Origin of the sequence: Pseudomonas sp. 11/12A (genome assembly GCF_000800055.1) — a bacterium.
GTDB classification, from domain to species: Bacteria; Pseudomonadota; Gammaproteobacteria; order Pseudomonadales; family Pseudomonadaceae; genus Aquipseudomonas; species Aquipseudomonas mohnii.
The window spans coordinates 6171975-6193601 of the sequence record NZ_JUGV01000001.1; the positions used below are offsets into that span (position 1 = coordinate 6171975).

Here is a 21627-nt window from a genome sequence, read left to right on the forward strand (position 1 = left end):
AAACGGACGTTTTTTACCGGATGCAGAGCTTTGTCCTACTGATCTGGCTGACGCTATGCGCAGCGCAGGATGCCCGGCAACGGCACATCGCCAATGGCTTGACCCTTGGCGCAGGGGCGTTGGCCCTGGCATGGATGCTGTGGAGCGGAACCACCTGGGTGGGCGCACCCGCAGAACAGGGCGGCTGGGCAGCCCTGTTGGCGCTGGCGTTCACCCTGCCCGGTTATGCGATACGACGCCTGGGCGCGGGGGATGTGAAACTCATGACCGCCCTGGGTCTGGCGACCGATGGTCGGCATGTGCTGGGCGTGTTCATCGGTGCCGGATTGGCCAGTGTGTGCTGGCTGCTGCTGGCGCCAAGCGTCTGGCTCCATATCGGTCAAAGGCTTAGAGGACGCCTTCGCTATCTGCAGCCTGGAATGTCAAAGAAACAACCCTTCGCGCCGTTTTTGCTCGTGGGCTTGTTGCTGACATTGGCTGTATTTCGTTTTTTTACAGAGTCGGAAAGTGCGACTACTTTCATTCAGTAGTTGTACAGCCCTGAGCTGTGATTGGAAGAACGGTCAGCCTTTGACCTGGCAGGGAGTTGCACGTGAGCAAGCGTAACTCGGCAGTAAAAGTCCTTGTGGTCGACGATCAGCCATTCATCGTTGAAGAACTCTGCGAATTTCTTGAGAGCCGCGGCTACCGTTCCGTTGCCTGCGGGTCCAGCCATCAAGCCATTGAGCGGTTCAACGAAGACCCTGATATCGGCCTGGTGCTCTGTGATTTGCACATGCCGGGTCTGGACGGCATTCAACTGGTTCTGGAGCTGCAACGGCTGTCGGGCAAACACCGCGCGTTCGAGGCGATCATGCTGACCGGGCATGCGGACAAGCAGGATGTGATCAAGGCATTGCGTGCCGGTTTTGCCGATTACTACCAAAAGCCGATTGATCTGAGGGAGCTGCTCGAAGGCTTGCAGCGGCAGGAGCTGGTCTTGCAGGAACGGCACAAGGCGCTGCAACTGGGGCACCTGGATCAGAAGCTGCAGTACCTGTCCGAGTCGATCGAGGACCTGTATCAGGACCTGGACAAGGTTCGCCGGACTCCGCTTTCGTCGGGTTCGGGGGAATCGGGCGATGAGGCCGTCAGCGAAGCGGATCGGGTAGAGATCCCGGCGATTTTCAATCAGTTGTCACCCAGGCAACTGGATGTGGCGCGGCTGGTGGGCAAGGGGCTGACCAATTATCAGATTGCCTGTGAGTTGGGGATCACCGAGAACACGGTAAAACTGTATGTGTCCCAGGTGCTGCGCTTGACCCATATGCATAATCGGACGCAGTTGGCGTTGGCGCTTTCGCCGAGCGGTTCCGGGTTGCGGCAGCGGGTGACGGCGCACTGAATATGCCATCGGTTTTTTGGATGGTGTACATATCCATTTCTGCGTTAATGGCCACTTAGGGTTTCGCCCTTACGGCGACTCACTTTTTTACAAGCGCCTAAAAAAGTAAGCAAAAAACGCTCGCCCCGGCGTCCGGCCCCTCGCTTAGGCTCGGTGTTCCTTCGCTACGGTATCCATCCGGGGACACTGCCCTCCGGTTGGCTTCGCTTCAACCTACATGCAGCGTGTTCGACTGCGTCGAACGGCGCTGCGCGCCACTCCCCGGATGAACACCTCCACTCAGCCTTCCGAAGGGGCGGGTGGATCAAGATCAAAAGCTGCAGGCGAGCTAACGCTCGGCCTGATGAGTGGTGAAGAGCGACCACGATCCCCTGTGGGAGCTGGCTTGCCAGCGAAGAGGACCTCAAGCGCGATGCACGACTCAAGGACGGCTTCGCCGGCAAGCCGGCTCTACAGGATTGCGTCCACCCCATGGCCGCAAACCACCAACGCTAATTCCCCGACCCACTGTCCACCTTCCCGCCCGCATCCTGATCAAAGAACTGCGGGATCTCGTGCTGATAAGTCTTCAACCAGCGCTGCATGGTCAGTTCGCGTTCGGTTGCGGTAGCGGTTTGCAGTTTTTGCGAAGCGGCGTTCTTGCTGCTTTGCAGTTGCAGCCAGCCTTCGGTTTCCTGTTGTTGTGGCGAGGCCGGGCCGGGGTCGATGGCGTGGCTGGTGAGGGGCAGGGCCAGCAGGCCGAGGCAGCATAGGGTGGTCGGTTTCATCCTGGGTTCTCCCTACTGAAGGGCGGGTGCGGTGGCGACGGCGACTTGCGCGGCGACGGTCGGGGCGGACTTGGCTGGCGCCTTGAGTCTTTCCGCTCGGGCCTGGGCCTCGGTGACTTGGGCGGGGCTCAGGCCGAGGCGGCTGACCAGTTCGGCGGCGCGGCTCCAGTCGTCCTGATAGATCAGCAACGTCACCAGATTTAGTCCTGCCAATGTGTTGTTTTGCTTGAGTTCAAGGGCGGTCAGGAATTCGAATCGGGCATCTTCGACACGCAATTGATTGAGGTACACCACACCGAGGTCGTTGCGGATTTTTTCGTCGGTGGGCGCCAGGCGTGCCGCCCGTTGCAGGTGCGACTGGGCCTGGCCGTTGTCGCCCCGTGCGGCAGCAAGTTGACCCAGGCCATGTTCGGCCTCGGCTGCCTTGCAGCCGCCGAGCAGGCTGCGGTACAGCGGCTCGGCTTCGTTGCGGCCCAGCAGTCGATAGACTTTGGCCTTGCGCAAGCGCACATCGGCCAGGTTGTCCGGCAGGTTCTGCAGATTGGCCAGGCTGGCGTGCAGCTTGCCGTCATTGGCCATGTCGTCCGCAAGGTTCAGCGACAGCTGTTCTTCGGAACTCAACTTGCCGCAACGGGCGGAGTCGGTCAGGGCGTTCCAGGGTGTCTGGCCGTTGCTCGCGCAGCCGCCCAGCAACAGCAGACTCAAACCGGCAATCACTACTTTCATCACGATCCCTCTAAGAAGCAAAGGCCCGGCTCAGGGCGGTGAGGCCCGGGCCGGCCAGTACGATCAATAACGCCGGGAAGAGGAACAGCATCATCACGACGGACATTTTGGCGGACATCTTGGAAATGTATTCCTGCAGGCGTGTCAGGCGCCGGTCATCGAGCAACAGCTTGAGTGCCAGCAGCGACTTCATCGCACCGCCGCCCTGATGGATCAGCTGTTGCAGAATCACGCAGGTGTCGGTGAACTCATCCACCGCCAGCAAGCGGCTCGCCTTGTTCAGTTCATCGCCCAGTTCCAGGCCGGAATCGACCCGGGCCAACACCAGGCGCAGTTCATGGGTGAGCGTGGGCATCAGCTGTTTGCCGTCGTTGCTCAACACGCGCAGCGATTGCTCCACGGCCATGCCTGATTCGAACAGGATGCGCAGCAACGGAATGAAGGTGGAAATCTCGATCGCCAGCTTTTTTTTGCGATGCTGTACAGCCATCGCCAGCAGGCGTTTGGGCAGCAGATAGCCCATGCCGGTGGCAAACGTCGGCGCGACCCAGCGATGGGTGACGTGCGCAAAGAACAGCTCCTGAATCAGCACACTCAGGGCCAGTGCCAGCACTGGCACGCCGACCTGGAACGCCGCATACAGGGCGCGTTTGCGCGCGGTGCGCCAGCCGAGGCCGTTGAGCAGTGTCTGGGTTTCGTTATCGAGTTTGACCGACTGCTGACCCAGCCGACTGGTGCCCAGGGCCAGCAGCCATTGACTCAAGCGGGGCTCGCTCGGCGCTTTGCCGTCCAGTCGTCGCACCACTTGCCGCGCACGCCGACGCAATTCCAGCACGACGCTTAACAGCAGCAGCGATGCCAACAGAAACAGCAATGAGCTCAGCAACATGGACAGGTTCATAGGCTACGCAACATCCGCCACAGTGCCAGACAGCCCAATACCTGCAAGAGGAGGGCGCTCACCAGCATCCATTGCCCGGAGCCATCGTTCCACATGCTGAGCAGGTACTTAGGATTGGAGATCAGAAAGTAGCCGGCGACGGTGACCGGCAGCAGGGCCAGGACCAGCGCCGTGACGCGGGTTTCGCCTGTCATGGCACTCAATTGGCGAGCCGCTTGCTCGCGTTCGCGGATCAGTTTGATCAGGTTCTCCAGCAGCTCGCTGGCGTTGCCGCCATAGCGATGGTTGACCTTCAAGCCGAGGGCGAACAGGCGCAGTTCGTCTTTGTCGTACAGCTCGGCAAAGTCCGAGGCGGCGTCGGGCAGACTGACGCCCAACTGCACACTGCGTTGCACACGGCCCAGGGCGTTTTTCAGCGGGTCTTCGGCAACGTTAATGGCGCCCAGTACCGCATCGGCCAGGGTACGTCCGGACTTCAGGCTGCGCACCGCATGGTCAAGCAGCGACGGCAATTGCTCGATCATGCGCTTGAGCCGGCGTTGATAGCGCCAACCGATGTACAAGTGCAGAAACAGCGGCGGCAGCAGCAACAGAATGAAAAGACCGACCCAGCCGCCCGCCGCGACCCCGAGCAAGACAGCCAGCCCCCAAAGTGTCAGCCATAGCCCCAGGCGCTCCGTGGGCCGCCCGAGGCCTGCACGCAAAAAGGCTCGATCCAGTGCCACCCAGGACGATTTCTGCACCACCCGTTCGGGTTGCCCCTGGGTCAGGCGCTCCAGCACGCGCTGGGTGCCGGGCTGGCGCAACCCGCGGTAAAGCAGGCGGGCCGACAGGCCGAGCAAGGCCAGGCAAACGAGGATGAGCAGCAGCGATTTGAGCATGCTGTAACCTTCAGTACGCCGAGGGAGAGAGCGCCGATTCGCGCCGCAGTTTGTCACCGGCAGGGTTGACCGCTTCGCGCATGAAGCCGAAGCCGCTGCGACGGTCGAGGCGGAACAGCGTATTGGTCACATATACATCTTCACGGATGCCGATCACCTCCACGACCTCGCTGACGCAGCGACGGCCATCGGGCAAGCGCGTCAACTGGATCACCACGTCCAGCGCCGCGCAGATCATTTGCCGCAAGGTGCGTTCGGCGATGCTGCGGCCCGTCAGGCCGACCAGGGTTTCCAGGCGCAGCAGCGCATCCTGTGCATTGTTGGCGTGCACGGTGCTCATTGAACCGTCGTGGCCGGTGTTCATGGCGGTGAGCACATCGACCACTTCGACACCGCGGATCTCGCCGAGAATGATGCGGTCCGGGCGCATCCGCAGGGCGTTGCGAATCAGGTCGCTGGACTTCACTTCGCCGTGGCCCTCGGCATTCGGCGGACGGGTCTCCAGGCGCACCACATGAGGGTGGCCCAGTTGCAGTTCGGCAATGTCCTCGATGGTCACCAGCCGTTCTTGGGGATTGATCAGTTGGCTGAGAATGTTCAGCAGCGTGGTCTTGCCGGTACCGGTGCCGCCGCTGATCAGAATGTTGCAGCGCTTGCCCACGGCCTCCTGGAGGAAGTCGTAGATGGCCTGATCGATGGTTTGCATGGTCATCAGGTCGGTGCTGTTGAGCATGTCCCGGCGGAACTTGCGGATTGACAGGCACGGGCCGTCGAGGGCGATCGGTGGGATGATCGCGTTGACCCGGCTGCCATCGGGCAGGCGCGCATCGACCATCGGTGACGACTCGTCGAGCCGCCGACCAAGGGGCGCGAGAATGCGCTGGATAACGCGTTCGACGTGGTGCGCATCGATGAAGCGCAAATCACTCTGGTGCAGCAAACCGTCGCGCTCGATGAACACCCGGTGCGGGCCGTTGACCAGAATTTCGGTCACCGCCGAATCTCGCAACAACACTTCCAGCGGGCCGAAACCGGTGAGCTCGTCGACGATCTCTTCGGCCAGGCGCTCCATCTCATAACGGGAAATCGCCAGGTGCAGGCGCGCGATGTATTCGGCCACTTTGTCGATGACGAATTGCGACAGCGTCTGCCGCGATCCCTCCAGGAGGTTTTTGCCCGACTCTTCGATCGCATCGATGATGTAGCGGTGCAGCACCAGTTTCAGGCCTTCGTGGTCGGTGTTGCCGGCCACGCTGCGTTGCGCCACACCGAACAGTTTTTCGCCGCTCATTGCGCACCTCTCAAACGGCTGAACCAGGACTTGGGCTTGGCCAGGTTTTCGGAACGCTTGGCCAGGCGTTCTCCGAGGGTGCGCAGGCTTTGCGTAAGGACTTCCCGTGGCGCCAGTTCGAACAGGGTCACGCCCTGATTCTTGGCGTTCAGGCGCACCTCGGGGCTGTAGGCGAGGGTGGCGATGACCTCCATGCCGAAGCTTTTGCCCAGGGCGTCGGAGTCCGGCGCGACGGCGCGCAAGTAGCGATCCACCAACAGCCGGGCGTGATCGAGCTTCATGCCCTTTTCGCGCCACAGATTGAGCACTTCGAGGTTGCGGCGGCAGTCGAGCACGTTCTGGTCGGTGTACCACAACAGCTTGTCGCAATGGCTGACGAAGGTGCGCAGGGCTTCGCTGTCCGGTTGCCCGGTGAGGTTCACCACGATGTGCTGGAAGTGTTGGCGCAGGGCGCTGAGCAGCATGTACAACTCGGCGGCGCTGGTGTGCTCCAGCGGCTCATCGTGACTGGCGTAGGCGAGGATTCGTACCCCGACTTCACAACGGGTGAAGGCACTGTCGATCAGGGTCGCGTCGAGTCGGCGCAAATGCCGCAAGGCATCGCCGAAGTGAAACGAACTCTCCAGCCCGAGCAAGGCCAGGCTGTCGCCGCGCGGCAGACCCAGGTCGAGCAAGAGGGTTTGCTGTCCGCTCTTCTGCACCACCTGCGCCATGTGATTGGCCAGCAGCGCGCCGTCGGCATTGCTCTGCACGCCATACAGCACGGTCAGGCCACCCAGTTGGGTGCTCGGTGTCACGGCCGGCAGGCGTTTGCTCAGGCGGCGTACCAGCCCGGCGACTTCACTGGAGCGCGATCCATAAGAAACGAAATCCCGCGCCCCTGCGCGCATGGCATTGAGTACGAGCTGGTTGTCCATGCCGTCGCCCAGGGCGACGATCGCCAGCATCGGCTTGGCTTCCAGGGCGCCCTCGATCAATGCGCATTGGGCCACCACGTGCTCGCGGTCGAGGCCGACGAACACCAGGCTGGCGAAGGTCACATCCACCAGCGCCAGCAGTTCGTCGAGGCTGCCGGAGCCGGCACTGACCACTTGACCCAGCGGCGCGAGGGCGCCCTGCAGCCACTCGAGGTCAGTGTGGTTGCGCGTGATCGCGAGGAAGGTCTGGCTCAGGTTCTGGCTCATTGCGATAACCCGCTGCGTTTATCGAAGTCGCCGTTTTCGAGGAAGTACAGGCGATACCAGTTGGGGTCGTAGTTGCGCAGTTTCTCGCCGGGCAACGACGGCAGCTGCGCGTTGGCGGCCAACGGCTGGACCAGATGCGGGGTGACGATCATCAGCAGTTCACGCTCTTCGCGGCTGATCGAAGAACTGCGGAAAAACGCGCCGAGAATCGGAATGTCACCCAGGCCCGGAAACTTGCTGACCTGCGAGCCGTTTTGCGTGCTGATCAAACCACTGATGACAAAGCTCTCGCCGTCAGCCAGGGAGATGCTGGTGTCCGTGCGGCGAATGGTGAACGCCGGCACCGTGGTGCCGCCGATGGTCACGGCATTGTTGTAGTCCAGTTCGCTGACCTCGGGGGCAACCTTGAGGGCGATCTGATCGTTGCTGACCACCGTTGGCGTGAGCGTCAGGCGGATGCCGAACTCCTTGTATTCGATCGAGTAGCTGTTGCTGTTGGCGCTGGGAATCGGGATCGGGATTTCCCCGCCGGCGAGAAAGCTCGCGCTCTGCCCGCTCAGGGCGACCAGGCTCGGGCGTGCCAGGGTGTAGGCGAAGCCGCTGCTTTCCATGGCATTGATGATGGCGAGGAAGTTACCGCCACCGGCGACGATATTGAACACGTCGTTGGCCAGGGGAATGCTGGGGGCGGCGATGCGCGGATCGATGTTGCGCAGCGGGAGTACGCGGGGCGTCACCCCGGTATTGGGCACTGTGCCAGGGGAGCCGAACAGGAAATTCGAGTTCTTGCCATAGATCGAGGTGCTGGCTTCTTTGAGTTTGGTCCGGCTGACTTCGACGAAACGGATGTCGGTCTGCACCTGCGACGGCAGCGACGGATCATCCGATGGCAGCCGCGCGGCCCTGGTCATGGCCGCGGTGGCGCGCCCCTGGACGAACACCATGCTTTGGCGAGGTGCACTGGCGCAGGCGGTCCAGACCATCAGGCTGGTGGTGCCGGGGGCCATCCCGGTGAGCAGGAACGCCTGGTTGCCATTGACCCGAACGTCGGCGATCTTCGGGTCCCCTACGGCCAGGCGCGTGATGGGAACGGGCGATTGCAGTTCCTGTTGCTGCCCTTCGCCGATTTCCACGGTGGCGGGTAACGGGCTCAGTGCGGCGCAGTTTCCGCCTGCCGCGACGGCGGCGGTCAACGGCATGCCACCGATCAAGACGGCCCAGATCAAACCGTTGAATAACGGAATAATACGTCTGCGCATGGAAAGGCGTCCTTGCTCGATTCAGGGGGTCTGTTGAGTGAGTTCATTGCCGCGAATGACTTCCACGCCCGATTTTCTCGGTGCGACGGGGACACTGGCGACGACGGGTTTGGGCGGTGCGGTCATGGCCAGTTGATTGAACTGGATCAACTCGCGATTGGCGTTGGTGAGGTTGGTCGCAGAATCGCGCTCGCCGGCCCAATAACGGGCCAGGCGTTTCTCATCGGCACTGCGAACGGCCAGGCGTAACACCCCGGCCTGGGTGGCGAGGAGCAGGCGACTCAACAGTGGCGCGGGAACGGCGAGCAGTACGGTACGGGCGTTGGCGCGCTGTTGTTCCTGCTTGAGCTTTTCATCATTGCTGTAGGCCAGGCTGGTGGGTTGGCCATCGTTGGTCAGGCCCAACTGTTCGCCCACCCCCAACACGCGCAATGCCGGAACCACCAGTTGTGCGGAGGGTTGGGGGTTGATGGCGTCCATGCGCAAAAACAGCAAGACGTCGACATAGTCCCCCGGTGCCAGTTGGCCGCCGGCATTGATGACTTCGTCCACGGATACGGCGAGCGCGCGTTCGTCAGAACGAATCATCCGCGCCAGTTTGCTGCCGGCTTCGAAGCTTTCGTCACTGAGCCAGGTTCCGGCACGCAGGCTGCGCCAGGGCGCGCGACCGATCGCTTGATCGAGACGGGTGAGGCTGCCGGCAGGGGCGGTGCGGAGTTTTTCCACGGCCACGTCGGCGGCAGTGATTTGCACGAACGGCGCGATGTCATGCAGCAGCACGACGACGGGTTGGCGGGTGTCTTCTTCCTGTGGTGCCGCTGCCTGAGGAGTGGCGGCTGCCGGGGTGACGATCCCGGTCTGTGCAACCACAGGTGCGGCAGCCGGTTGCCGGCTCAGGGTGAAGCCCCAGTAACCGGCAATGACAGCGCCCACCAGAGACAGTCCGGCAAGACCCAGAATGGCACGACTGTTCATGCGGCTCTCCCTTTCCTGCTGCGCAAAAATTTCATATCAGAGAACGAGAAAAATTTGCAATAAGGCAGCTATGAACATTGAACTATTTCGCTATTTGACCCTAGCGCAGCTAGTGCAAATGCCATTACTGGCACTGAAATATCTGATAAAAGTGAATGATTAAGCTGAAATATCAGGTTATCTGACGCCAACTAAATGACTAATACTTTTGTATTAATGCGTTCTTACAGTTGTTGACCGGGGAAATGCCGACAATGCTGGTGCTGGCATAGGGGAATCATGTTGCGCCGATGCAACACCCGTGGTCATCAAGGAGAACGTCATGTCTGTTGCCAAGGTTGTTCAGAAGATCAAATCCGAGATCGCTTTCTATAAAAGTCTGGCCAAAGATACCGAAGGGGCTTCGGGTATTGAGTACGCCATTGTGGCGGCGATGGTGGCGGTGGTGATTGCCGGGCTCAGTACTGGAATGGGTAATTCGATCACTACCATTTTTGGAAAAATCAAAACTGCGTTGGGCTAAGTATTGGCAAGTCGCCAGGGCTAAAAACGAATTCTAATTTCAGCGCTAACCCACTCCAGGTGTCTCCTATGAACGCTCCTGTGCTTTCGCGCCAGCAACTTCTACTGGTCGACGACGAGGAAGAGGCGTTACTTGAGTTGGCCGAGTGGCTGGAGGGCGAAGGCTTTATTTGCTTTACCGCGACGTCGGTGAAACTGGCGTTGCAGCATTTGACACTCCATCCGGATATTGCACTGGTCATCACCGATCTGCGCATGCCGGAGGAGAGTGGCATGTCGCTGATCAAGCGCTTGCGCGAGCATACGTCGCGCCAGCATCTGCCGGTGATTGTGATGTCCGGACATGCGGGCATGGAGGACGTGAGTGACATGTTGCGGTTGCAGGTGCTGGACCTGTTTCGCAAGCCGATCTATCACGTACGGCTGTTGGAGACGTTGAACAACCTGTTTCCACTGCCGCGGCTTCAGTTGGTTTATCCCTGAATGTCGCTGTCTGGGTCTGGCGATCGGTTGACGGCTGGCTGACCCGCGAAGGCGGCCAGTAGAACACGACTCCCTCCAATATCCTTCGCCAGCATTGCGTCTTCTTCAGACGTTGTCAGGCAAGCGGCCGCCAATGGCCAGTCATGTGCTCCAGCTCTCCGGCGCCGATCAAGCGCAGATCGCCACTCGACCCCGCCGCACTGGCGAGCAACGTCACCTCGCTGGGCAGACGTACCGGTTTCTGGAATTGCACCGTGATCTCGAGGTTTGCCGTCGACAGGTGATCGGCCAGCGCGGCCAGGGTGCGCGCCTTGTTCCACAATCCATGGGCGATGGCCGAAGGAAACCCGAACAGTTTGGCGCTGGCGGCACTCAGGTGAATCGGGTTGTAGTCGCCGGACACCTTGGCGTACTGCCGGCCGATATCCGCGGGTGCTTTCCAGTGCGCGACTTCGCTCAGCGGCAGTGTCGAGACCAACACCTGCTCGACGGGCTCACCCTCAAGCTTGACGCCGCGACAGAGCATCCGGCTTTCAGCTTCCCACAGCGACCCGAGTTGATCATCGAGGGTGGTCACCAGGTCGAAGGTCGCACCCTTGGCGTGGGGTTGCAGGTTCTGCACTTGCACGCTGACCCGGACCCGATTGACCCCGCCCAGCGGCCGCAGTACGCGAATGCGATTGCTCAGATGAATCAGCCCCAGTAACGGAAACGGAAAGTCCTTGGCAGTCAGCAATTGCATCTGCAAGGCGAACGCGAGGATGTGCGGATAAGTCGGTGGCAGCAAACCATCGTCGGCGAACCCGCAGACCTTGCGATAGTCCGCCAGGCGTTTCGGATCGACATCGACCCAGCAGCGCAGACCGGCATCGGGCAGGGTGATGCCGCTGATTTTGCGTCGCGTCGCCGCGCGTAGATACAGCCCCGGCAGGCTCGGCTCGCGGTTGAGTGTGTGCCAATCAGTGATCATGCCTATGCCCCCAAAACGCTTTGCCCACAGACGCGCAATGCCTGCCCGGTGAATGCGCCCGTGCCCGGCTGCGCCAGCCACGCCACCGCTTCGGCGACGTCTTGAGGCAGGCCGCCCTGGCCCAGGGAGCTCATGCGTCGCCCGGCTTCGCGCAGGCCGAATGGAATGTGTGCGGTCATCTGGGTTTCGATAAACCCCGGTGCCACGGCATTGATGCTGATGCCCCGGGCCTGCAACAGCGGCGCCCAGGCCTGTGCCAGGCCGATCAGCCCGGCCTTGCTCGCCGCATAGTTGGTTTGTCCGCGATTGCCGGCGATGCCGCTGATCGATGCCAGCAGGATGACCCGGCCGTGGTCACGCAAGGTGCCGTTATCGAGCAAGGCCTTCGTCAGGACTTGCGGGGCATTGAGGTTGACCGCGAGTACGGCGTCCCAGAATTCCGGGGTCATGTTGGCCAGGGTTTTGTCGCGGGTGATGCCGGCGTTGTGCACCACGATATCGATGCCGTCGGGCAGCGCTTCGACCAGTTGCGTGGCGGCGTCCTCGGCGCAGATGTCGAGGGTGATGCTGCGCCCGCCCAGGCGTGCGGCGAGGGCGTCGAGATCGGTTTTGGCGGGCGGCACGTCGAGCAGAATGACGTCGGCACCGTCGCGAGCCAGGGTTTCGGCGATGGAAGCACCAATGCCGCGCGCCGCGCCGGTGACCAGCGCCTTGCGCCCGGACAGCGGACGGGTCCAGTCGGTCACCGGGGTGTCGCAGGCGTTCAGGCGAATGACTTGCCCGGAGACGAAGGCGCTTTTCGGCGAAAGGAAAAACCGCAGCGGGCCTTCCAGTTGATCTTCAGCGCCTTCGCCGACGTGGATCAGCTGCAAGGTGCCGCCGCTGCGCAGTTCCTTGGCCAGCGAACGACTGAACCCCTCAATCGCCCGTTGGGCGCTGGCGGCGAACGGGTCGCTCAAGGTCTGCGGCTCACGCCCGAGAATGACCAGGTGCGCGCAGTGGTCGAGGTTCTTCATCAAGGGCTGGAAGAACTCGCGCAGCTGTTTGAGCTGATCGGTCTGCACCAGGTGAGTGGCATCGAACACCACGGCCTTGAGTTTCGGGCCATGGCCGGGAATCCACGCCGTGGCCAGCGAAGGATCGGTGGCGTAGCTGTAGATGGCATCGGTCAGGCGATGGGCGAAGGCACTGACGTTTTCCGCCAGCGGCCCGCCGCCGATCAGCAATGCGCCTTCGATAGGACGCAAGCGGCCCGCTTGCCAACGCTCCAGGCGCACCGGCGAAGGCAGGCCCAAGGCCCCGACCAGACGATGGCCGATGGAGGAATTGGCGAAGTCGATATAGCGGTCAGACATGGAACGCGCTCCAGCAGCTGAGGTTCAAAGTGTGGACCATGAATGGCGATCAGTCGTTCGATCCACGAGATAAGGCCTACGCTTGACCAGACTGTAGGAGCGAGCCCGCTCGCGATGGTGTATCCGTCGAAGTCAATGTAGCTGACACACCATCGCGAGCAAGCTCGCTCCCACAGGGGGCGGTTTTAACTTTCAAATGTTGATAGGGAGCTTTTCATGACTCAGCTGCGCCGCGTCGCGATCATCGGCGGTAACCGGATTCCCTTCGCCCGCTCCAACGGTGCATACGCCACCGCCAGTAACCAGGCCATGCTCACGGCTGCCCTCGAAGGCTTGATCGAGCGCTATAACCTGCATGGCCTGCGCATCGGGGAGGTGGTTGCCGGGGCGGTGCTCAAGCTGTCGCGAGACATGAACCTGACCCGCGAATGCGTGCTCGGCTCGCGGCTGTCACCCACGACCCCGGCCTATGACATCCAGCAAGCCTGCGGCACCGGACTGGAAGCCGCGTTGCTGGTGGCGAACAAGATTGCCCTGGGCCAGATCGACTGTGGCATTGCCGGCGGGGTCGACACCACGTCTGACGCGCCGATCAGTGTCAGTGAAGGCCTGCGCAAGATTCTGCTGGAAGCCAACCGCGCCAAAAGCACCGGCGACAAACTGAAAACCTTCCTGCAGTTGCGGCCCCGCGACCTGATCCCCGAGTTTCCGCGCAACGGCGAACCGCGAACCGGCTTGTCCATGGGACAACACTGCGAGTTGATGGCACAGACCTGGAACATTCCCCGTGAAGCACAGGATCAACTGGCCCTGGAGAGTCATCAAAAACTGGCTGCGTCCTATACGGAAGGCTGGCACAACGATTTGATGACGCCGTTCCTCGGCCTCACGCGCGACAACAACCTGCGTGCGGATTCGACGCTGGAAAAGCTGGCCTCACTCAAACCGGCCTATGAAAAAAGTGCCAGGGGCACGCTGACGGCGGGCAACTCCACGCCGCTGACCGATGGCGCGTCACTGGTACTGCTGGGCAGCGAAGCGTGGGCGAAGGAACGTGGCTTGCCCATTCTGGCCTACCTGCGCGACGGCGAGGCGGCGGCGGTGGATTTCGTCAACGGCGCCGAAGGGCTGTTGATGGCACCGGTGTATGCGGTGCCACGCTTGCTGGCGCGCAACGGCCTGACGTTGCAGGACTTCGATTACTACGAAATCCACGAAGCCTTCGCCGCGCAAGTGCTTTGCACCTTGAAGGCCTGGGAGGACCCGGACTATTGCAAGACCCGCCTGGGCCTCGATGCGCCTTTGGGGTCGATCGATCGCAGCCGGCTCAACGTCAAAGGCAGCTCGCTGGCGGCCGGGCACCCGTTTGCCGCGACGGGCGGGCGCATCGTTGCCAACCTGGCCAAGTTGTTGAATGCGGCAGGCAAAGGCCGGGGCCTGATCTCGATCTGTGCTGCGGGAGGGCAGGGCGTGACCGCCATCATCGAGCGCTGATTTTTGAAGGCATCGAAAGACCTGTGGGAGCGGGCTTGCCCGCGATGGGGCCGGCACATTCAACATCTCTGTTGCCTGACACACCGCTATCGCGGGCAAGCCCGCTCCCACAAGGGGCCACCGGTGTTGAATAGATGTATGACATGGCCTAACGTCGGCCCCATCAGCCGTCTTGCAACATAAGGTCAGTCAATGCCGACTAACGGACAAGTCACCCTCGAACGCAGCATTCCTCCCCTCAAGGCGTTGCCGCGTCCGCTGTATGCGCGGGTGGAGAGCCTCAATGCCGGTTCATGGACGCCGTCCCATCGCCACGACTGGGTGCAGTTTTCCTACGCGATCAGTGGCGTACTCGGCGTACACACTGCTGAAGGCAGTTTTTTCGCGCCGCCCCAGTGGGGGATCTGGATTCCGGCGGATCTGGAGCATCAGGTGGTGACCTCGATGCGCGCCGAGATGCGCAGCCTCTACGTGCGTCGCGAGGATTGCCAGTGGGCGGACGGGCGTTGCCGGGTGCTGGAAGTGACGCCACTGGCCCGTGAACTGATCAAGAGTTTTTGCTTGCTGCCGGTGGAGTATCCGCAGGGCGATAGCCCGCAGGCGCGGCTGGTGAGTGTGTTGCTGGATCAATTGGCAACGTTGCCGGAAGTCGGGTTTTCCCTGCCGTTGCCTCGGCACGAACGGCTGCTGGGGTTGTGCAACGAACTGATCGAAAATCCCGAGCTCAACGTGACCTTGCAGGCGTGGGCTGAGCGCTTGGGCATTTCGGAGAAAACCCTGATGCGCTTGTTTCAGCGCGAAACGGGGTTGAGTTTCCGTGGCTGGCGCCAGCGCATGCGGCTGTTGTCATCGCTGAGCTTGCTGGAGGAGGGCGACAGCGTGACCAACGCTGCGCTGGCGTGCGGGTATGACTCGACGTCGGCGTTCATTGCGGCGTTCAAAGGTCTGTTCGGGTTTACGCCGGGAGAGTTGTTTCGGCAGTGATGAAGCCTTCGCTGGCAAGCCAGCTCCCACAGAGGTCGCGTCATTCCCGATATTGGGTACGACACGAACCTGTGGGAGCTGGCTTGCCAGCGATCGACCGCGCAGCGGTCTTCGGTCAGGTACGGAAGCGGCGCACCAACCCGTCCAGCTCATTCGACAACCCGGCCAGGCTCTGGGAATCCAGGCGCGCCGAGTTCGCCAGCTCCGCCACCAACTGCGCATCGCCATGGATGTGGCTGATGTGGCGGTTGATGTCTTCGGCCACTTGATGCTGTTGCTCGGCCGCCGTGGCGATCTGGGTGTTCATGTCGCGGATCACGTCCACCGACTCGCGAATCTGCCCGAAGCTGCTGCGCGCTTCACCGATGCGTATGACCGATTGCTGCGACACTTCCAGGCTCGCATGCATCTGCTGGGTCACTTGGCTGGTGCGTTTGGCCAGGTTGCCCAGCAGCCCGTCGATTTCCGCCGTGGAGTCGGCCGTGCGTTTGGCCAGGGCTCGCACTTCGTCGGCGACCACCGCGAAACCACGGCCTTGTTCACCGGCACGTGCGGCCTCGATGGCGGCGTTCAGCGCCAACAGGTTGGTCTGCTCGGCAATCGAACGAATGGTCCCGAGAATCGACTGAATGTCGTTGCTGTCGCGCTCCAGCTGTTGCATCGACTGGGCCGACTGTTCGATTTCCTGGCTCAGGCGGTCGACGCTGGTCACGGCGGCGTCAATCTGTTGCTGACCTTCGCGGGCCTGGCGCTGGCCACTGTCGGCCGATTCGGCGGCCTGGCTGCAAGAGCGGGCCACTTCGTTGGCGGTGGCGACCATTTCGTGGAACGCGGTGGACACCATGTCCACGGCTTCACGTTGACGTCCGGCCGCTTCGGCCATGTCGTGGGAGACCTGGGTCGAGCTCTTGGAGGTGTCGAGGATTTTGCTCGCGGCGCCGCCAATGCTCTGAATCAGGTTGCGGATCGCCGCCAGGAACTGGTTGAACCAGTTGGCCAGTTGCGCGGTTTCATCGCGACCACGGATTTGCAGGTTCTGGGTCAGGTCGCCCTCACCCTGGGCGATGCCTTCCAGTCCGCTGGCCACGCTGCGGATCGGGCGCACGATAAGGCTGGCGAAACTGGCGCCGACGACAGCGAAGAGCACCGCCAGCACAGCGGCGATGATGGCGATCAACCAGGTCAGTTGGGTTGCCGCACTCATGACTTCGCTTTGCTTGATCAGGCCGATGAAGGTCCAGCCCAATTGCTCCGACGGCCAGACGTTGGCCATGTAGCGCTCGCCGTTGAGCTCGACTTCGACCAGACCTTTACCGGCCTTGGCCAATTGCGCGTAACCGTCGCCGAGGCTGCTCAGGGCTTTGAAGTTATGTTCCGGTTGTTTCGGGTCCACCAGTACGGTGCCGTTGTTTTCCATCAGCATCAGGTAGCCGGACTCACCCAGTTTGATCTGTTTGACGATTTCGGTGAGCTGCTTGAGCGACACGTCGATGTTGACCACGCCACCCTGGGCACCCAGTTGGTTGGCCACGGCGCGCACGGTACTCACCAGCACGGCGTCATCGCCAGCCCAGTAATAGGCTTCGGTGCGCACAGTCTTGCCCGGGTTGGCCATCGCCGTTTTGTACCAGGGACGAACGCGTGGATCGTAGTTGGCCATTTTGGCGTCGCCAGGCCAGAACGCATAACCACCACTGGCCAGGCCGTAGGACACGTAGGAGTAAGCCGGATGGCTGGCGGCCAGGGCCGCAAACAAATCAAACAGCTTGGTGTCGATCTCGGTGTCTGGAATGTTCGCGGCGTCAGCGCTGACGCGGCTTTTCACGCTGGCGTCGGCTGTCTTGACCAAGGGCTGGTTGGCCAGGTACTCGACGTTCTGGCTGATGCCGTCGAAAAACAGCTGCATGGCGTTGCTGACCTGACGAATCTCGCGGCCGCTGCCGTCGATGAAATTGTCCTTGGCATCGCTGCGCAGGTTCAGCACCACAAGGGTGGCGACCAGGACCACGGGCAAGCAGGCGATGATTGCAAACGCCCACGTCAACTTCTGTTTGATATTCATCCGCGCTCCATATTTTGTTGTAACCCACGTAGTGCAGAGGACTCGCGGAATTATTGGCAGACATAAACTGAGTTGTTGATCCCGTTCCTGGGAGAGTCGTCGTCTTCTATTGAAACGAGCGTCGGACAATTCGCTTTGTTACTAATGACTTCGGCTGCTCTCGTGGGAAATTGAGGGCTGTTGGAAAAAAATCCTACGAAAAAGGTCGGTCGGTATGTCGGATTTTGTCGTCAATCCCCTTGTATCCCTTCTCCAACAAGTGCTGCGGGCTCGGCTATGATTCTTGGCGGTCGATGAGCATCGGCGGAATTTGTCAGGTTTTTCGGCACATTGTGTGCAACGGCAGCGTTCATAGGTCGGCAACCCCTCCCGTCAAGGAGAGGATTGCCGTATAACGAATGACTTTCGCGTGTTTGGCAATAAAGGACCCACAATAAAAGCTGATGAAGACTCCAAAACGCATTGAACCCCTGATCGAAGACGGTCTGGTCGACGAAGTGCTGCGCCCACTCATGAGTGGTAAAGAAGCAGCTGTTTATGTGGTGCGCTGCGGTAACCAGTTACGTTGCGCGAAGGTCTACAAGGAGGCGAATAAACGTAGTTTTCGTCAGGCGGCCGAGTACCAGGAAGGCCGCAAGGTGCGCAATAGCCGTCAGGCCCGGGCCATGGCCAAGGGCTCCAAGTTCGGCCGCAAGGAAACCGAGGACGCCTGGCAGAACGCCGAAGTGGCGGCGCTGTTCCGTCTGGCCAACGCCGGTGTGCGAGTGCCCAAGCCGTACGACTTCCTCGAAGGCGTGCTGTTGATGGAGTTGGTGGCCGACGAGTACGGTGATGCCGCGCCGCGTCTGAACGACGTGGTGCTGGAACCGGACCAGGCACGCGAGTATCACGCGTTTCTGATTTCGCAGATCGTGCTGATGCTGTGTACCGGTCTGGTGCACGGTGACCTGTCGGAGTTCAACGTATTGCTGACCCCGACCGGTCCGGTGATCATCGACTTGCCCCAAGCGGTGGACGCAGCGGGCAACAACCACGCGTTCAGCATGCTGGAGCGGGACGTGGGCAACATGGCGTCCTACTTCGGGCGGTTCGCGCCGGAGTTGAAAAAGACCCGGTACGCCAAGGAAATGTGGGCCTTGTACGAGGCCGGCACCTTGCACCCGGCCAGCGTCTTGACCGGCGAGTTCGATGAACCGGAAGAGATAGCTGACGTGGGCGGCATCATGCGCGAGATCGAGGCCGCACGGCTCGATGAAGAGCGCAAGCAAGCGGCGCGTGCCGCTGATGACGCGCCACCGGGCAAGGCCGAAGAACCGCCTCCGCCGTGGATGCAGTAATCGGCTAAAGAAAAACCCGGCTTCGGCCGGGTTTTTTGTAGGGTTACAGATTCAATATGGATGTCGCCTGATCGTCCGCCTTCGCGGGCTTGCCCGCGAAGGCGTCAGTACATTCAGCATCAAGGTGTCAGGCAGAAACAGGTTCAGCACAGCACCCCGATTCCAGGTTCTTGAGAATCGGACAGTCCGGCCGGTGATCCCCTTGGCAGTGCTCAACCAGGTCCTGGAGGGTATCGCGCAACTGGCCCAGTTCTCGGATCTTCTGATTCAGCTCCTCGATATGCAGACGGGCCAGGGCTTTGACATCGGCGCTGGCGCGCTGGCGGTCCTGCCAGAGGGCCAGCAATTTGCCGACTTCTTCCAGGGAAAAGCCCAAATCCCGGGATCGCTTGATAAACGCCAGGGTATGCAAATCGTCGTCACTGTAGATCCGATAACCGCTGTCGGTGCGATGGGCGGCCTTGAGCAGGCCGATAGACTCGTAATACCGGATCATCTTGGCGCTCAGGCCACTGTGGCGCGCCGCTTGGCCGATGTTCATCGGTTGTCCTCCAGGTCCTTGGGTTTCCAGGTTTTCAACAGCAGCGCGTTACTCACGACGCTGACACTCGACAACGCCATGGCCGCGCCGGCCAGTACCGGGTTGAGGAAGCCGAAAGCCGCCAATGGAATGCCAATCAAGTTGTAGACGAACGCCCAGAACAGGTTTTGCCGGATCTTCGCGTAAGTCTTGCGGCTGATGTCCAGCGCGGCGGGCACCAATCGTGGATCGCCGCGCATCAGGGTGATGCCGGCGGCGTGCATGGCTACGTCTGTGCCGCCACCCATGGCGATGCCAATGTCTGCGGCAGCGAGGGCCGGCGCATCATTGATGCCGTCACCGACCATCGCCACCACGCCGGTTTCCTTCAGCGCGGTGACCGTGGCGGCTTTGTCGGCTGGCAGCACCTCGGCATGCACGTCGCTGATGCCCAGCGCTTCAGCCACCACTTTGGCGCTGCCACGGTTGTCGCCGGTCAGCAAGTGACTGCTGATGTGCCGTGCGCTCAGTTGTTGCACCGCTTGCAGTGCGCCGGGCTTGAGTGTGTCACCGAAGGCGAACAGGCCCAGCACCCGTGGCTCCGGGCTTTGCTCGATGAGCCAGGACAAGGTCCGGCCTTCGGTTTCCCAGGCGCTTGCCGAATCGGCCAAGGGACCCGTGCTCAAGCCGCTCTCGTCCAGCAAGCGCCGATTGCCCAGGGCCAGCCGCCGGCCTTCGAGGCTCCCGGCAATGCCGCGTCCGGTCAGGGACTGACTGTCGCTGACATCGGCCACGGTCAGGCCACGTTCGCTGCAGGCATCCAGCACCGCCTTGGCCAGTGGATGTTCGCTGCCCCGTTGCAGGGCGCCGGCCATTTGCAGCAGCGCGGCTTCGTCGCCGTCGATGGCGCTCAAATGGGCGATACGCGGAGCGCCCGAGGTCAGGGTGCCGGTCTTGTCGAACACCACCGCGCTGACTTCATGGGCGCGTTCCAGCGCTTCAGCGTCCTTGATCAGAATCCCGTAGCGCGCCGCGACCCCGGTGCCGGCCATGATCGCCGTCGGTGTCGCCAGTCCGAGGGCGCATGGACAAGCGATCACCAACACCGCCACGGCGTTGATCAACGCGGTTTCCATCGGTGCGCCGTACAACCACCAACCGATCAGCGTCGCCAGGGCCATTAGCAAGACCACCGGCACGAATACCTGGCTGACTTTATCCACCAGTTTCTGGATCGGTGCTTTCGCCGCTTGAGCGTCTTCCACCAGACGGATGATGCGCGCCAATACGGTTTCCGCACCGAGTGCCTGAGTACGAACGAGCAACCGGCCTTCACCATTGATTGCGCCGCCGGTGACCTTGTCGCCAGGCTGTTTCGGCACCGGCAGGCTTTCGCCGCTGATCAGCGCTTCGTCGGCATGGCTCTGGCCTTCGACCACGGCACCGTCCACCGGGAAACGTTCGCCGGGTTTGACCAGCACCAGGTCATTGAGGCGCAAGGCGCTGATGGCGACTTCTTGCTCACGACCGTCGACGATTTGAATGGCTCGCTCGGGGCGCAGTGCTTCGAGGGCGCGAATGGCGCTGGCGGTCTGGCGTTTGGCACGACTTTCCAGGTATTTGCCCAAGAGCACCAAGGCGATCACCACCGCCGAGGCTTCGAAATACAGGTGCGGCATGCGTCCGGCGGCAGTGGCCCATTCATACAGACTCAAGCCATAACCGGCGCTGGTGCCCAGGGCGACCAGCAAATCCATGTTACCGGCCCCGGCACGTACGGCTTTCCAGGCCGCGACATAAAAGCGCGCGCCAAAGATGAACTGCACTGGCGTGGCCAACGCAAATTGCACCCAGGCCGGGAGCATCCAGTGCACGCCGAACGGTTGCAGCAGCATTGGCAGTACCAACGGCAAGGCGAGGGTGATGGCGGCGAGCAAGGCCCAGCGCTCGCGGTGCAGGCGAGTGTGCTGGCGGTCGGTTTGTGGCTGTTCGGCCTCCCAGACGCTGGCGCTGTATCCGGCTTTGGTCACGGCGGCGAGCAGGGTTTGCGGATCGATCTGGCCGAGCAATTCGAGATGGGCGCGCTCGTTGGCCAGGTTGACGCTGACGCTCTTCACACCGGGTACTTTGTTCAACGCCCGTTCGACGCGACCGACGCAAGAGGCGCACGTCATGCCGTCGATGCTCAATTCCAGGCTGTGCTGCGGCACGCTGTATCCGGCGTTTTGCACCGCCTCCATCAAGGCCGGCAGGCTGTCGGCGGGTGCTTGAACACGGGCCTGCTCAGTGGCCAGGTTGACGCTGACAGCCGTGGCGCCAACGACTTTGCTCAAGGCGCGTTCGACACGGCCGGCGCAACTGGCGCAGGTCATGCCGGCAATGGGGAGATCGTAGGTAATGGAATCGGACATGGGGCACGCTCCCTGTAGTGGATGGCCACAGGATCAACCTTGCCATGCGGGTAAGGTCAAGCGCCATTAAGAAATTCACTGCAATCCAACTGTAGGAGCGAGCCTGCTCGCTCCCCCAAGG

At 61.6% G+C, this 21627-nt stretch carries 20 protein-coding genes; 7 read left to right on the forward strand and 13 right to left on the reverse strand.

What is annotated here, in order from left to right:
* Positions 1-20 precede the first annotated feature (20 nt).
* Both GQ39_RS28185 and GQ39_RS28190 read left to right on the forward strand, forming a co-directional pair.
* Complete coding sequence (locus tag GQ39_RS28185) at positions 21-530, forward strand: prepilin peptidase (protein WP_052193649.1); 510 nt, start codon at positions 21-23, stop codon at positions 528-530.
* A 62-nt stretch (positions 531-592) separates the two neighbouring features.
* Positions 593-1384 (forward strand): response regulator transcription factor, encoded by a 792-nt coding sequence (locus GQ39_RS28190; RefSeq protein ID WP_047537039.1) that lies wholly within the window; start codon positions 593-595, stop codon positions 1382-1384.
* A gap of 491 nt (positions 1385-1875) precedes the next feature.
* Here the strand turns inward: GQ39_RS28190 and GQ39_RS28195 are convergent, their stop codons facing one another.
* The 8 genes from GQ39_RS28195 to cpaB are packed head-to-tail and all read right to left on the reverse strand — an operon-like array spanning position 1876 to position 9368.
* Complete coding sequence (locus tag GQ39_RS28195; protein ID WP_047537042.1) at positions 1876-2151, reverse strand: DUF3613 domain-containing protein; 276 nt, start codon at positions 2149-2151, stop codon at positions 1876-1878.
* Between the two features lie 12 nt (positions 2152-2163).
* On the reverse strand, positions 2164-2877 hold the full coding sequence (locus GQ39_RS28200) for a tetratricopeptide repeat protein (RefSeq protein ID WP_047537045.1): 714 nt from the start codon (positions 2875-2877) through the stop codon (positions 2164-2166).
* Between the two features lie 10 nt (positions 2878-2887).
* The gene (locus GQ39_RS28205) at positions 2888-3766 is read right to left on the reverse strand and encodes a type II secretion system F family protein (RefSeq protein WP_425272100.1); all 879 of its coding nucleotides are present in this window, start codon (positions 3764-3766) and stop codon (positions 2888-2890) included.
* An 8-nt stretch (positions 3767-3774) separates the two neighbouring features.
* Positions 3775-4659: a type II secretion system F family protein gene (locus GQ39_RS28210; protein WP_047537051.1), complete on the reverse strand. Its 885-nt coding sequence runs from the start codon at positions 4657-4659 to the stop codon at positions 3775-3777.
* A gap of 10 nt (positions 4660-4669) precedes the next feature.
* Positions 4670-5950 (reverse strand): CpaF family protein, encoded by a 1281-nt coding sequence (locus tag GQ39_RS28215; protein WP_047537053.1) that lies wholly within the window; start codon positions 5948-5950, stop codon positions 4670-4672.
* Positions 5947-7134 carry an AAA family ATPase gene (locus tag GQ39_RS28220; protein WP_047537056.1) on the reverse strand — a complete coding sequence of 396 codons (1188 nt, stop codon included), beginning with the start codon at positions 7132-7134 and terminating at the stop codon, positions 5947-5949. Before GQ39_RS28220 ends, GQ39_RS28215 begins: the two co-directional genes overlap by 4 nt.
* Positions 7131-8393 carry a type II and III secretion system protein family protein gene (locus GQ39_RS28225; protein ID WP_047537059.1) on the reverse strand — a complete coding sequence of 421 codons (1263 nt, stop codon included), beginning with the start codon at positions 8391-8393 and terminating at the stop codon, positions 7131-7133. Before GQ39_RS28225 ends, GQ39_RS28220 begins: the two co-directional genes overlap by 4 nt.
* Before the next feature lie 21 nt (positions 8394-8414).
* Entirely contained in the window at positions 8415-9368 is a 954-nt protein-coding gene (gene cpaB / locus GQ39_RS28230) for a Flp pilus assembly protein CpaB (protein ID WP_047537061.1), read from the reverse strand.
* A gap of 322 nt (positions 9369-9690) precedes the next feature.
* Between cpaB and GQ39_RS28235 the strand changes: the two genes are divergently transcribed.
* Positions 9691-9891, forward strand: coding sequence for a Flp family type IVb pilin (locus GQ39_RS28235; protein ID WP_047537063.1), 201 nt, complete (start codon positions 9691-9693; stop codon positions 9889-9891).
* A 68-nt stretch (positions 9892-9959) separates the two neighbouring features.
* Positions 9960-10373, forward strand: a complete 414-nt coding sequence (locus GQ39_RS28240; RefSeq protein WP_047537065.1) for a response regulator — start codon at positions 9960-9962, stop codon at positions 10371-10373.
* A gap of 115 nt (positions 10374-10488) precedes the next feature.
* Here GQ39_RS28240 and GQ39_RS28245 read toward each other — a convergent pair whose 3' ends face one another.
* Positions 10489-11343 (reverse strand): MaoC family dehydratase, encoded by an 855-nt coding sequence (locus tag GQ39_RS28245; RefSeq protein ID WP_047537067.1) that lies wholly within the window; start codon positions 11341-11343, stop codon positions 10489-10491.
* Positions 11344-11345: 2 nt separating this feature from the next.
* Positions 11346-12698, reverse strand: a complete 1353-nt coding sequence (locus GQ39_RS28250) for a 3-oxoacyl-ACP reductase (RefSeq protein ID WP_047537069.1) — start codon at positions 12696-12698, stop codon at positions 11346-11348.
* 216 nt (positions 12699-12914) lie between these two features.
* Here GQ39_RS28250 and GQ39_RS28255 point away from each other — a divergent pair, with 216 nt between their 5' ends.
* Both GQ39_RS28255 and GQ39_RS28260 read left to right on the forward strand, forming a co-directional pair.
* Positions 12915-14192 (forward strand): acetyl-CoA C-acetyltransferase, encoded by a 1278-nt coding sequence (locus GQ39_RS28255; protein WP_047537072.1) that lies wholly within the window; start codon positions 12915-12917, stop codon positions 14190-14192.
* Between the two features lie 192 nt (positions 14193-14384).
* On the forward strand, positions 14385-15176 hold the full coding sequence (locus GQ39_RS28260) for an AraC family transcriptional regulator (protein WP_047537075.1): 792 nt from the start codon (positions 14385-14387) through the stop codon (positions 15174-15176).
* A gap of 115 nt (positions 15177-15291) precedes the next feature.
* Here GQ39_RS28260 and GQ39_RS28265 read toward each other — a convergent pair whose 3' ends face one another.
* Positions 15292-17238, reverse strand: a complete 1947-nt coding sequence (locus GQ39_RS28265; RefSeq protein ID WP_047537077.1) for a methyl-accepting chemotaxis protein — start codon at positions 17236-17238, stop codon at positions 15292-15294.
* Between the two features lie 443 nt (positions 17239-17681).
* On the opposite strand from GQ39_RS28265, the gene GQ39_RS28270 reads away from it, so the two are divergent.
* A complete protein-coding gene (locus GQ39_RS28270) occupies positions 17682-18575 on the forward strand; it encodes a PA4780 family RIO1-like protein kinase (protein ID WP_047537080.1) in 894 nt (297 codons plus the stop codon).
* Positions 18576-18702: 127 nt separating this feature from the next.
* Here the strand turns inward: GQ39_RS28270 and cueR are convergent, their stop codons facing one another.
* A complete protein-coding gene (gene cueR, locus GQ39_RS28275) occupies positions 18703-19116 on the reverse strand; it encodes a Cu(I)-responsive transcriptional regulator (RefSeq protein ID WP_047537083.1) in 414 nt (137 codons plus the stop codon).
* Positions 19113-21506 (reverse strand): heavy metal translocating P-type ATPase, encoded by a 2394-nt coding sequence (locus GQ39_RS28280; RefSeq protein WP_047537086.1) that lies wholly within the window; start codon positions 21504-21506, stop codon positions 19113-19115. The genes cueR and GQ39_RS28280 overlap by 4 nt, the downstream gene beginning before the upstream one ends.
* Positions 21507-21627 lie beyond the last annotated feature (121 nt).

Coding starts and splice junctions, on each gene's coding strand:
- GQ39_RS28260 (WP_047537075.1), top strand. CDS start 14,385: ATGCCGACTAACGGACAAGTCACCCTCGAACGCAGCATTCCTCCCCTC.
- cueR (WP_047537083.1), bottom strand. CDS start 19,116: ATGAACATCGGCCAAGCGGCGCGCCACAGTGGCCTGAGCGCCAAGATG.
- GQ39_RS28280 (WP_047537086.1), bottom strand. CDS start 21,506: ATGTCCGATTCCATTACCTACGATCTCCCCATTGCCGGCATGACCTGC.
- GQ39_RS28245 (WP_047537067.1), bottom strand. CDS start 11,343: ATGATCACTGATTGGCACACACTCAACCGCGAGCCGAGCCTGCCGGGG.
- GQ39_RS28210 (WP_047537051.1), bottom strand. CDS start 4,659: ATGCTCAAATCGCTGCTGCTCATCCTCGTTTGCCTGGCCTTGCTCGGC.
- GQ39_RS28200 (WP_047537045.1), bottom strand. CDS start 2,877: ATGAAAGTAGTGATTGCCGGTTTGAGTCTGCTGTTGCTGGGCGGCTGC.
- GQ39_RS28270 (WP_047537080.1), top strand. CDS start 17,682: ATGAAGACTCCAAAACGCATTGAACCCCTGATCGAAGACGGTCTGGTC.
- GQ39_RS28225 (WP_047537059.1), bottom strand. CDS start 8,393: ATGCGCAGACGTATTATTCCGTTATTCAACGGTTTGATCTGGGCCGTC.
- GQ39_RS28255 (WP_047537072.1), top strand. CDS start 12,915: ATGACTCAGCTGCGCCGCGTCGCGATCATCGGCGGTAACCGGATTCCC.
- GQ39_RS28240 (WP_047537065.1), top strand. CDS start 9,960: ATGAACGCTCCTGTGCTTTCGCGCCAGCAACTTCTACTGGTCGACGAC.
- GQ39_RS28205 (WP_425272100.1), bottom strand. CDS start 3,766: ATGTTGCTGAGCTCATTGCTGTTTCTGTTGGCATCGCTGCTGCTGTTA.
- GQ39_RS28220 (WP_047537056.1), bottom strand. CDS start 7,134: ATGAGCCAGAACCTGAGCCAGACCTTCCTCGCGATCACGCGCAACCAC.
- GQ39_RS28185 (WP_052193649.1), top strand. CDS start 21: ATGCAGAGCTTTGTCCTACTGATCTGGCTGACGCTATGCGCAGCGCAG.
- GQ39_RS28215 (WP_047537053.1), bottom strand. CDS start 5,950: ATGAGCGGCGAAAAACTGTTCGGTGTGGCGCAACGCAGCGTGGCCGGC.
- GQ39_RS28235 (WP_047537063.1), top strand. CDS start 9,691: ATGTCTGTTGCCAAGGTTGTTCAGAAGATCAAATCCGAGATCGCTTTC.
- cpaB (WP_047537061.1), bottom strand. CDS start 9,368: ATGAACAGTCGTGCCATTCTGGGTCTTGCCGGACTGTCTCTGGTGGGC.
- GQ39_RS28265 (WP_047537077.1), bottom strand. CDS start 17,238: ATGAATATCAAACAGAAGTTGACGTGGGCGTTTGCAATCATCGCCTGC.
- GQ39_RS28250 (WP_047537069.1), bottom strand. CDS start 12,698: ATGTCTGACCGCTATATCGACTTCGCCAATTCCTCCATCGGCCATCGT.
- GQ39_RS28195 (WP_047537042.1), bottom strand. CDS start 2,151: ATGAAACCGACCACCCTATGCTGCCTCGGCCTGCTGGCCCTGCCCCTC.